The organism is Micromonospora sp. S-DT3-3-22 (assembly GCF_015354745.1).
GTDB classification, from domain to species: Bacteria; Actinomycetota; Actinomycetes; order Mycobacteriales; family Micromonosporaceae; genus Micromonospora; species Micromonospora wenchangensis.
On sequence record NZ_JACGMO010000172.1, the window covers coordinates 1 to 11,489 of the forward strand.

7 protein-coding genes are annotated in these 11,489 nt (G+C 75.6%); 5 read left to right on the plus strand and 2 right to left on the minus strand.

The genetic code is table 11. The features are described 5' to 3' along the window. Nucleotides 1-728: hypothetical protein (locus tag H1A17_RS31395; RefSeq protein ID WP_228544594.1), on the minus strand; the 728-nt coding region annotated here is incomplete at its 3' end. Between the two features lie 96 nt (nucleotides 729-824). Between H1A17_RS31395 and H1A17_RS31400 the strand changes: the two genes are divergently transcribed. Together H1A17_RS31400 and H1A17_RS31405 are read left to right on the plus strand one after the other, a co-directional pair. After that, nucleotides 825-2,483 carry an FAD-binding dehydrogenase gene (locus tag H1A17_RS31400; protein ID WP_194823578.1) on the plus strand — a complete coding sequence of 553 codons (1,659 nt, stop codon included), beginning with the start codon at nucleotides 825-827 and terminating at the stop codon, nucleotides 2,481-2,483. A gap of 79 nt (nucleotides 2,484-2,562) precedes the next feature. Continuing rightward, nucleotides 2,563-3,213, plus strand: coding sequence for a formylglycine-generating enzyme family protein (locus H1A17_RS31405; RefSeq protein WP_145922850.1), 651 nt, complete (start codon nucleotides 2,563-2,565; stop codon nucleotides 3,211-3,213). Between the two features lie 75 nt (nucleotides 3,214-3,288). Here H1A17_RS31405 and H1A17_RS31410 read toward each other — a convergent pair whose 3' ends face one another. After that, the gene (locus H1A17_RS31410; RefSeq protein ID WP_145920081.1) at nucleotides 3,289-4,305 is read right to left on the minus strand and encodes a LacI family DNA-binding transcriptional regulator; all 1,017 of its coding nucleotides are present in this window, start codon (nucleotides 4,303-4,305) and stop codon (nucleotides 3,289-3,291) included. Between the two features lie 364 nt (nucleotides 4,306-4,669). On the opposite strand from H1A17_RS31410, the gene H1A17_RS31415 reads away from it, so the two are divergent. From H1A17_RS31415 to H1A17_RS31425, 3 genes are all read left to right on the plus strand, one after another. After that, nucleotides 4,670-8,779: a SpoIIE family protein phosphatase gene (locus H1A17_RS31415; RefSeq protein WP_194823579.1), complete on the plus strand. Its 4,110-nt coding sequence runs from the start codon at nucleotides 4,670-4,672 to the stop codon at nucleotides 8,777-8,779. Beyond that, on the plus strand, nucleotides 8,776-9,075 hold the full coding sequence (locus H1A17_RS31420) for an STAS domain-containing protein (protein WP_145920079.1): 300 nt from the start codon (nucleotides 8,776-8,778) through the stop codon (nucleotides 9,073-9,075). The genes H1A17_RS31415 and H1A17_RS31420 overlap by 4 nt, the downstream gene beginning before the upstream one ends. 161 nt (nucleotides 9,076-9,236) lie before the next feature. Further along, on the plus strand, nucleotides 9,237-11,489 hold a 2,253-nt coding region (locus H1A17_RS31425), incomplete at its 3' end, for a M48 family metalloprotease (protein ID WP_194823580.1).

An 11,489-nucleotide genomic window follows, 5' to 3' on the forward strand; every position in this document is an offset into this window, starting at 1 on the left:
GCTCTTCCGATCTCCACCCGGATGGCGTCGCCGACGACGGCGGCCAGCGCGCCCGCGCCGATGCTCCGGGCCACGTGCTCGGCGTCGGTGCCGTCGACGCTGACCACGGCCACGGTCGCCGGCAACGGCCAGCGGGCCGCGTCGGCGGCGGCGTGCAGCACCGCCCCGGCCGGCGGGTCGGGCTGCACCAGGAGGGTGACCAGGCGGCGTCGGGTGGTGGCCCAGTCCTGGGCGGTGTCGCGCTGTTCGGCGAGGAACCCCTCGGCGGCGGCCCCGGCCAGCGCGTCAACGTAGCCGAACAGCGCCCCGGCGATCACGTACAGGTCGGCCGGGGCCGGGCCGGCGGGCCCGGTCTGCGCGGCGGCGTGTTCCACCAGGAAGGCCCAGATGTCGCGGGCCCCGAGGGTGAGCACGGTCCGCAGCGCGTCCACCCGGTGCCCCTCGCGGTACTCGGTGCGGCCCAGGGCGTGGAACACCTCCCGGGTCCCGGTCAGTTCCCGGCCCGGGTCGGCGACCGCGTCGACGAAGGTGTCGACGGCCGTCTGCACGCCCAGCGCCAGGCCCTGACCCTGCCCACCGGTCAGCGACCGGCCCTGGGCGGCCATCGCGGCCCGGACGGTGGCGAGGATCCGCCCGTGCAGCGGCCCGCGCAGCTCCCGCAGGTGGTCGCCGACCGACGGCGCGAGACCGGCGAGACCGGGCTCGATGTCGAGCAGGGCGTCCGACACGACCGGCCATCCTTTGTCATCCGGGTGACAATTCCGGGGGTGAATACTGCGCCCCGGCATGGATCATTTTGGCATCAAGCTACCTAGGGTCGGCGCATGGAGACGGATGTCATCGTGATCGGCGCCGGCCTGGCCGGCCTGGTCGCCGCCGCCGAGGCCGCCGACGCGGGCCGCCGGGTGCTGCTGCTGGACCAGGAGTCGGAGCACAACCTCGGCGGGCAGGCGTTCTGGTCGTTCGGCGGGCTGTTCTTCGTCGACTCGCCCGAGCAGCGGCGGATGGGCATCCGCGACTCGGTCGAGCTGGCCTGGCAGGACTGGACCGGCAGCGCCGTCTTCGACCGGCCCGAGGACCACTGGCCGCGCCAATGGGCGCAGGCGTACGTGCACTTCGCCGCCGGGGAGAAGCGGGCCTGGCTGCGGTCGATGGGCCACCGGGTGTTCCCCGTGGTGAGCTGGGCCGAGCGGGGCGGGGGAGCGGCCCACGGGCACGGCAACTCGGTGCCCCGGTTCCACGTCACCTGGGGCACCGGCCCCGGCGTGGTCGAGCCGTTCGCCAGGCGGGTCCGGCAGGCCGTCGCGCAGGGCCGGGTGACGCTGCTGTTCCGGCACCGGGTCGACGAACTCGTCACCACCGCAGGAGCCGTCACCGGGGTACGCGGCGCGCTGCTCGCCCCCGACGACGCGCCCCGGGGGCAGAGCAGCTCCCGGGAGGTCGTCGGCGACTTCCAGCACGACGCCCAGGCCGTGATCATCACCTCGGGCGGCATCGGCGGCAACCACGACCTCGTCCGGCGGGCCTGGCCGGCCCGGCTCGGCACCCCGCCCACCCGGATGGTCACCGGCGTCCCCGCCCACGTCGACGGCCGGATGCTCGCCAACACCGAGACCGCCGGCGGGCAGGTGATCAACCCGGACCGGATGTGGCACTACACCGAGGGGCTGCGCAACTGGGACCCGATCTGGCCGGGGCACGGCATCCGCATCCTGCCCGGCCCGTCCTCGCTCTGGCTCGACGCCACCGGGGCCCGGCTGCCGGCGCCGCTGTTCCCCGGCTTCGACACCCTGGCCACCCTGCGGCACCTGCGCGCCACCGGCCACGACTACAGCTGGTTCCTGCTCACCCAGAGGATCATCGAGAAGGAGTTCGCGCTGTCGGGCTCCGAGCAGAACCCGGACCTCACCAACCGCAGCGTCCGGCAGGTGCTGCAACGCGTCCGGCCGGGCGCGCCCGGCCCGGTCGAGGCGTTCAAGCGGCACGGGGCCGACTTCGTCGTCGCCGACACCCTGCCCGAGCTGGTGGCCGGCATGAACAAGCTGGCCGCCGAGACCGACGGGCCGCAGCTCGACGCGACCGAGCTGACCCGCCTCGTCGAGGCGCGCGACCGGGAGATCGCCCACCCGTTCGGCAAGGACGCCCAGCTCGCCGCGATCCGGGGGGCCCGCCGCTACCGGGGTGACCGGCTGATCCGGGTCGCCACCCCGCACCGGCTGCTCGACCCGGCGGCCGGCCCGCTGATCGCGGTGCAACTGCACGTGCTCACCCGCAAGAGCCTCGGCGGGCTGCACACCGACCTGTCCGCCCGGGTGCTGCGCCCCGACGGCGAACCGCTGGCCGGGGTGTACGCGGCCGGCGAGGTGGCCGGCTTCGGGGGTGGGGGCATGCACGGCTACAGCGCCCTGGAGGGCACCTTCCTCGGCGGCTGCCTCTTCTCCGGCCGCACCGCCGGTCGTGCCGCGGCGGCGGCCGTCGGCTGACCGGCACCGTGGCCCGTCCCGGCTGCGCCGCCCGCCCTCGGTAGGCTCGGCGGCCGTGGACGACGACGCGCTGACCGCGATGGTGACCGTCGCGGCGGGGCAGGTGACCCTGTCCGACCGGCGTACCCGGCGGCGCTGGTCGGTCGGGGTGGCGGCGTACCGGCTCGGCGTCGTCCCGGTCACCCAGGGGTGGTACGCCCGGGTCACCGGGGAACGGCCGAGCAGCACCCGGGGCGACCGGCTGCCCGTCGAGGGGGTGTCCTGGGTGGACGCCGTGCGCTTCTGCGTCGCGCTGTCCCGGCAGGAGGGGCTGACCCCGGCGTACCGGTTGCACGACGACGGTGAGGGCGCGGACTGGGACCCGGGCGCCGACGGTTACCGGCTGCCGACCGAGGCCGAGTGGGAGTACGCCTGCCGGGCCGGCACCACCGGTCCCCGGTACGGCCCGCTCGACGAGATCGCCTGGTACCGGGACAACTCCGGGGAACGGCCGCACCCGGTGGCCGACCGCGCCGCCAACCCGTGGGGCCTGTACGACCTGCTCGGCAACGTCTGGGAGTGGTGCTGGGACGTCTACGACGCCGAGGTGTACGGCGGCTACCGGGTGCTGCGCGGGGGCGGCTGGTTCGACGAGCACTGGAGCTGCCGCGCCTCGGTACGCCGCCGCAGCCACCCGACGTTGCGGATCGACGACGTCGGCTTCCGGCTGGCCCGTTCCCTGCCGCGCTGACCCCACGACCGGTGCCCCGGACGGTCCCGCTCCCGCCCTGGCGGGGAAGGCCGCCGGGGTGGACAGCCCCGCCGGTCAGGCCAGCCGGCGGGTGCTGTGCCGCACGATCAGCGGGGTGGCCAGCTCGATCCGGTGGCTGTCCAGCCCCTCCCCGGCCACCAGGGAGAGCAGCATCCGGGTCGCCATGCCGGCCATCTCGGCCAGCGGCTGACGCACGGTGGTCAGCGGCGGGGCCGCCCAGCGGGCCGAGTCGAGGTCGTCGAAGCCGACGATGCTGATGTCGTCGGGGACCCGCGCGCCGCGCTCGTAGAGCGCCTCGTAGGCGCCCAGGGCCATCTCGTCGGCGCAGGCGAACACGGCGGTGGGCGGCTGGGCGAGGTCCAGCAGGGCGTTCATCTCCCGGTAGCCCGACGGGGAGGTGAAGTCGCCGTGCCGGACGTACCCGGCGGGGATCTTGCGGTTGGCCGCGTTCATCGCGGCCCGGTACCCGTCGACCCGGGCGCGGCTGCACGGCACCGTCGGCGGGCCGCCGATCACCGCGATCCGGTGGTGACCCAGGTCGAGCAGGTGTTCGGCGGCGGCCACCCCGCCGGACCAGTTCGTCGCCCCCACCGACGGGATGCCCGCGCCGGGCTGACCGGCCGGGTCGATGATGACCACCGGGATGCCCAGCTCGTCGAGCTGACCCTGCTGGCTGGGGGACAGGTCGGAGAGCACGAGCAGCACCCCGTCGCAGCGGCGCTTGGAGAGTTGTTCGATCCACCGTCGGTCGGGGCGGGTGCGGCTGCGGCCGTGCACGGCGGAGACGACCACCCCGACGCCCGCCCGGTAGGCCAGTTCCTCGACGCCGTCGAGGATCTGCATCGCCCAGGGGCTGCCGAGGTCCCGGAAGACCAGGTCGATGAGGCCGGCCGCGCCGGGCATCGACGGCGCCCGGCGGGCGGTGTACGACCGCCGGTCGAGCAGGTCCTGGATCCGACGCCGGGTCGCCGGGGCGACGTCGGGTCGACCGTTGAGCACCTTCGAGACGGTGGGCACGGACACCCCCGCGGCGGTCGCGATCTCCGACAGCGTCGCCCGGTCCTCCGCCATGCCCATCTCCTCCGCAGTCGTGCGCCCGTCGGCAGCATAGCCCGAAAGTTTCGGAGGTCGGGCGACACCCTGGTCGTCGCGGCGGTGCGACCGTCCGGCACCGGCCCGTCGGGCAGTGCCGGGCGGGCGTGCGGGCCGGTGTCCGGCGCGGGTCGGACAGCCGAAACTTTCCCGAAACCGACTTGTCCGGTGCGGGGCTTAGGCCGGGAACGACGGGCGTCCGCCGGCTCGTACGCCCCGCCCGATTTCTGCTCCGGCGACGCATGCGGCATGCTGTGCCGCAACGGCAGGAGACTCTGCCGGTGGCCGGCGACGAACCGCGGACACGCGGTCGTCCCTGCGCGAGACGTGCGGGAGGGCGGCGATGGCCGAGGCTGAGGCGGGGCGTTCGGTGTTCACCGGCGCCAGCGAGATGGCGGCCCGGATGCGCGCGTTCGACTGGCCCGCCACCTCCCTCGGCGCGGTCGACGGCTGGCCGGCGAGCCTGCGCACCGCCACCCGGATCTGCCTGACCTCCCGGTTCCCCATGATCGTCTGGTGGGGCCCGGAGCTGCGGTTCCTCTACAACGACGCCTACGGCCCGCTGCTCGGCAGCAAACACCCCGCCCTCGGCAAGCCCGGCGACCAGGTGTGGGGCGAGATCTGGCACATCATCGGGCCGATGCTGCGCGGCGTGGTGGAGACCGGCGAGGCGACCTGGTCGGAGGACCTGCTGCTGCCGATGAACCGGCACGGCTACTGGGAGGAGACCTACTGGACGTACTCCTACAGCCCGCTGCACGACGACGACGGTGTGGTGCGCGGCGTGTTCACCGCGGTCAGCGACACCACCGAACGGGTGATCGGCCAGCGGCGGCTCGCCGCGTTGCAGGACCTCGGGGCCCAGGCCGGCACCGCCCGTACCGTCGGTGAGGCGTGCGAACTGGTCGCCGGGTCGCTCGGCCGGGCCGGGGCCGACGTGCCGTACGCGGCGGTGTACCTGCGGGCCCGCGACGGCGACCTACGGTTGACCGCCAGCACCCGAGCCGGCGAGGCCGACCGGGTGGCCGGGTCCGCCGTGGCGGTGTGGCCGGTGGCCCGGGTGCTCGCCGACGGTCGCCCGGCGCACGTCACCGACCTCGTCGACCGGGCCGGCGAACTGCCGGCCGGCGGGTGGCAGACCGCGCCGACCGAGGCGATGGTGCTGCCGCTGCACGGCGAGACCGGCGCGGAGGACATCGGCGTCATCGTGCTGGCCGCCAGCGCCGGCCGGGCGCTCGACGACGGCTACCGCACCTTCTTCGACCTGGTGGCCCAGCAGAGCGCCGCCCTGATCAACGGCGCGGTCGCCTACGAGGTGCAGCAGCAGCGGGCCGAGGAGCTCGTGGAGCTGGACCGGGCCAAGACGGCGTTCTTCTCCAACATCAGCCACGAGTTCCGCACCCCGCTCACGCTGATCAGCGGCCCGTTGCAGGAGCTGCGGGCCCGGCTGGGCGACGGGGACGCGCAGGTCCGCGACGAGCTGGACGTCATGCACCGCAACGCGTTGCGGCTGGGCAAGCTGGTCACCGCGCTGCTCGACTTCTCCCGCATCGAGGCCGGCCGGATGCAGGCCAGCTACGAGCCCGTCGACCTGTCCCGGTTCACCGCCGAGCTGGCCAGCGTGTTCCGGGCGGCGGTCGAACGCGCCGGCCTCACCCTCGACGTGGACTGCCCGCCGTTGTCGGGGCCGGTGCACGTCGACCGGGCGATGTGGGAGAAGGTGGTGCTCAACCTGCTCAGCAACGCCCTCAAGTTCACCTTCCACGGTGGCATCCGGGTCGCGGTGGCCGAACGTGACGGCACGCCGACGGTGCAGGTCGTCGACACCGGCATCGGGGTGCCGGCCGACGAGATCCCCCGGCTGTTCGAGCGCTTCCACCGGGTGCCGCAGGCCCGGTCCCGCTCCCACGAGGGCAGCGGCATCGGCCTGGCCCTGGTCCGGGAACTGGTCGGCCTGCACGGCGGCACGATCACCGTGGACAGCACCCCGGACGTCGGCACCACCTTCACCGTACGGCTGCCGTACGGCGTCGCCCACCTGCCCGCCGAGCACGTCGTCACCGGCGTCGGCGCGCCGGTGCCGTCGGACAGCGCCGAACCGTTCGTCGAGGAGGCGCTGCGCTGGCTGCCAGCCGCCGACACCGACGACCGCCCGGTGCCGCAGCCGTCGCCGGTCGACCTGCCGGGCGCGGACCGGCCCCGGGTGCTGATCGCCGACGACAACGCCGACATGCGCGAGTACCTGCACCGGCTGCTGCGGTCCCGCTACGACGTCACCGCCGTCGGCGACGGGCTCGCCGCGCTGGCCCGGGCCCGGACCGCACCGCCCGACCTGATCGTCAGCGACGTGATGATGCCCGGCCTGGACGGCCTCGAACTGGTCGCCGCGCTGCGCGCCGAACCCCGCACCATGGGGGTGCCGGTGCTGCTGCTGTCGGCCCGCGCCGGTCAGGAGGCCGCCGTCGAGGGGCTGGAGGCCGGCGCCGACGACTACCTGGTCAAGCCGTTCTCCGCCGAGGAGTTGCTGGCCCGGGTCCGGGCCAACGTCGACCTGGCCCGGTTGCGCAACCACCACGCCAACTGGCGGGCCGCGATGATCAACTCGTTGCAGGAGGGGTTCTTCGTCCTCGACGCCGACGGCGCGCTGGTGGAGATGAACACCGCCTTCGCCGAGCTGTTCGGGTACGGCCCCGAGGGCCTGCCCTACCGTCCCCGCTACCCGTGGTGGCCCGACGACGTCGCCGACGCCTCGGCCAACCGGCTGGTGGCCGACGCGTTCGCCCAGGCGATGACCGTCGCCCACGGATCGTTCGTGGTGCCGTTGCGGCACCGCGACGGGCACCGGCTGTGGACGGCGGTCGCCTTCAACGCGGTCACCGACGACCAGGGACGGCGGATGGTCGTCGGCACCATCCGCGACGTCACCGCCGAACGGTACGCGGTGCAGCGGGAGACCGCCCTCAGCACCCTCAACCAGCGGCTGTCCCGGGCGGCCAGCACCAGCGAGGCGTTGCGCGCCGGCGTCGAGGAGCTACGCCAGCTCTGGCAGGCCCACCGGGCGGTCGCCACCCACTGGACGCCCGACGGCACGCCGACGGTGACCGCCACCCCCGGCACCGACTGGGGGCAGCTGTCTGACCCGGTCCGCGAGACGGTCACCGCGCTGCGGGCGCAGCCACCCCTGCGGATCACCATCGACCCGGCCACCGGGACCCGGCCCGCCGGCGTCGGCACCACGGTCGACGCGCCGCAGGGCCCGCTGGTGGTCTGGCTCGAACTCGACCCGGCACGGGGCTTCGGCACCGAGGACCAGATGCTCCTGCTGCTGCTGTGCGGGGCGCTCGGGCAGGCGTTGCACCGGGCCCACGCCGCCGACCAGCAACGTGAGGTGGCGGTCGCCCTGCAACGCTCCATCCTCGGCCCGGCCGAACTCCCCGCCGGGTTCGCCGTCCGCTACGAGCCGGCGACCCGCCCCCTCGAGGTCGGCGGCGACTGGTACGACGCGGTGAACCTGCCCGACGGCCGGATCGGCATCGTCGTCGGCGACTGCGTCGGCCGGGGCCTGCCCGCCGCCGCCGTGATGGGGCAGCTGCGCAGCGCCTGCCGGGCGCTGCTGCTGGAGGCGTCCGGCCCGGCGCAGGTGCTCACCGCCCTGGACCGGTTCGCCCGGATGCTGCCCGGCGCGGCCTGCACCACCGTGTTCTGCGGCATCCTCGACCCGGAGACCGGGAAGCTGACCTACAGCAGCGCCGGGCACCCGCCGGCGATCCTCACCCACCCCGACGGCCACACCGAACTGCTGGCCGCCGGCCGGGGCAGCCCGCTGGGCATCCCGTCGCGCGGTGGCCGCCCCGACGCGACAAGCGTCGTGCCGCCCCGGGCCGTGCTGCTGCTCTACACCGACGGCCTGGTGGAACGCCGCCGCCAGTCCCTCGACACCGGGATCGCGCAGGCCGCCTCCGCCGTCCGGGAGGACCACACCGCCGGGGTGGAGCAGCTCGCCGACCGGGTGATGCGGCGGATGACCCCGCAGGGCGGGTACGACGACATCGCCCTGCTGCTCTACCGTCACCCGGCTCCGCTGGAGCTGTCGTTCCCCGCCGACCGGTCGCAGATGGCCCCGGTGCGCTCCACCCTGCGCCAGTGGCTGCGCCGCACCGGCGCCGACCCGCACCTGGCCCAGGACGTGCTGGTGGCCACCGGTGAGGCGTGCGCCAACGCGGTCGAGCACGGCCACCGCGGCGCCCGGCCCGGGCTGATCCGGCTGCTCGCGGTGGCTGCGGGCACCGACCTGTTCGTCACGGTGGTCGACTCCGGGCGGTGGAAGGTGCCCGAGATAGACCACGACCGGGGACGCGGCATCAACCTGATGCGCGCGTTGATGTCGCACGTGGACATCCGGACCACCGACGCCGGCACCACCGTCGAGCTGCACACGAGGATTCCCGCATGAACACGCCCCTGGACCTGGCCACCGGCCGGCAGCCCGACGGCGCCCCGCTGCTGACCGTCGCCGGTGAGATCGACATGAGCAACGCCGACCGGTTCCGGGCCGCGATCGCCGACGCGGTGGTCGACGGGCACCTGCTGACCGTGGACCTGACCGGGGTGGAATACCTGGACAGCGCCGCCCTCGCCGCGTTGTTCGCCCACGTCGACCGGTTGCGGGTGGTGGCGAACCCGCTGCTGGGCAGCGTCCTGACCATCTCCGGCCTGACCGAGCTGACCACGGTCACCTTCGTGGACTGACCCCGTCCGCGCGCCGGACGGCCCATCCGGCGGCGACACCCGGCCCGCCGCGACCCGCTGGTTCGGGTGGTCCGGGCGGCGACGATCGGAGATCCGACAGCCCTCCGGTGCCCGGCACCCTACGCTCGCCCTGCCGCCGCCGAGCGGGAAGCGGGTGAGGCATGGGCAGCACGGACCACCGTCCACCCCCGACCACGCCGGAACCCCCGGCCGACGCCGCGCCATCCGACCTCCGCGCCGACGCCGCGCCACCGGCGGGTGTCCCGTCCGGGCCTGCGGCGGTGCCGGGCCCGCCGGCCGTGGGCGGGCCGCGTCGCGGCCGGCCCACCCGGCTGCGTTGGCTGCACCTGCTGGTGCTGCTCTGCCTGGCCGGGGTGGGGGTGGCGGCCGGCGACGCCGTCTTCGTCGTGCACGACCTGGGCCGTTGGGGCGAGGTCCAGGCGTGCGCGGCACTCGACGACCTCCCGCCGGACGGCGGGCAGGCCGCCCGGCTGCTCGGTCGGGGCGCGCGGTACGACCGGTGCGCCACCGGTTTCGAGCTGGTCCGGGGGCTGGCCCAGTCGGGCGGGGCGGTGGCGGTGCTCGGCCTCGTCGGGGTGGCCGTGCTGCTCGACGGCCTGTCCGCGCGCCACGCCGTGCGGCGGCGGGTGCGCCGTCGCCCGGCCGGTGACCGGGGCGTCGCCGTGGTGCGGGAACGCTTCGACCACTGGTGCGACACGCTCGGGCTCGACCGGGGTCGGCCCCGGCTCGTCGTCGCGCCGGTCGGCGTCCGGCAGGCGTACACCACGGCGGTGCCGTTCGGCCGGCCGCTGGTGGTGGTGCCGGTGGCCCACGCGTACGGCCGTCCGGACCTGCTCGACCTGGTGCTGCTGCACGAGTTGGCGCACGTCCGGGCCCGGGACGTGACGTGGGCGTCGGCGACCCGGTGGACCGGTGGGCTCATCCTGCCGGTCCTGGTGCTGGTGGTGACGCCGGTGCTGGTCGACCCGGGGCCGGCGACCCGGTACTACGCGCTGACCCTGCCGGTCACCGCGCTGTTCGCGGCCGGGACGCTGCTGTCGCGGGCGGCGGTGCTGCGCCGCCGTGAACACGCCGCCGACCGGTTCGCCGTCGACCACGCCGACCTGCGCGACGCCCTGGCGGCCGCCGGTGGTGACGATGACCCGCCCGGCCGGGCACGGCGGTGGCGGCCGGGCCGGTGGCTGGCCCGCCACCCGACGGGCGCGCAGCGGGTCCGGGCACTCGACCGGGAACCGCGCTGGGAGGACGGCTTCACCGTCGCGGTGGTGGTCGGCCTGGTGGCGATGTTCGGCTTCCAGTCGCTGCTGCGGCTGCTGACGCACGGGGTCGGCCCGGTCCCGCCAGGCAGCGCCGGTGACGTCGCGGTGGCCGTCGCGGCCGTGTGCTGGGCCGTGGTCGTGGTGCCGCTGTGGTCCCGCCGCCCCGCGTCGGTACGGCGGCGCTGGTCGCGGATGCTCGGCTCCGGGCTCGGCCTGGCCGGCGGATACCTCCTGCCCGGCTACGGGGCGACCAGCCCGGTGTACGGGGTGTTCCTCGCCGGCTTCCACCTCGGTGCGTCCGCCGCGCTGCTGCCGGTGCTGGTCGGGGTCGCCGCGGTGGCCGTCGGGTTCGCCGAGGCGGCGGCGCGGGTGCCGTCGGGGGTGCGCCGCAGGGTGACCCTGGTCGCCACGGTGCTCGCGGTGGCGTCCCTGTTGACGGCGGTCCTGACCACCGCCACCCTGCTGGTGTTCGGCCACTGGGCCTGGCACAGCGGGCCGATCGACCGGGCCCTGTGGAGCACCCCCGGTCTCGCCGCCCGGGTGGCCCTGGCGGCGGTGCCGCTGGCCGCCCTGCTCCTGGTACGCCGACCCGCCCGCCCCCGCCGGCCAGCACGACCGGCGGCATCCCCGCCGGACATGCCGCCGGTGCCGGTCGCCGCCGGCCCCCGGCGGCTGGCCGCGCTGGTCCTGCTGACCGGCGGTACGGCGGTCGTCGCCGGCCTCGCCGCGACCGGGCTGGTGGCCGGCCGGACCGCCGGTGGGGACGCCTTCTTCCTGCTCTTCCTCCGCTGGTGGCTGTGCGCGGCGGCCGGCTGGTGCGTCGCGTCGGTGGTGCTGCTCGCCCGTGGGGTCCGGGGCACCGCCGTGGCCTGGACGGCCGGTGTCGGGGTCACCGTCGCCGCCGGGACCGTCCACGTCGCCCGGGACGTCGTCGGCGGGGCCGACCCGGTGCCGTCGCACCTGCTCGCCTTCCTCGAACGGCCGGCGTGGCTGCTGCTCGGCGCGCTGGTGGTCGCGTCGCCCCCGGTGCTGCTCCTGCGTGAGCTGTGGACCGGGTGGTGGGTGCGGGCCCGCCGCCGCCGGCCGGTGCGGCGCGGCGGTCCCCGGGCGTCCTGGCCACTGCCGGTGCTCGCC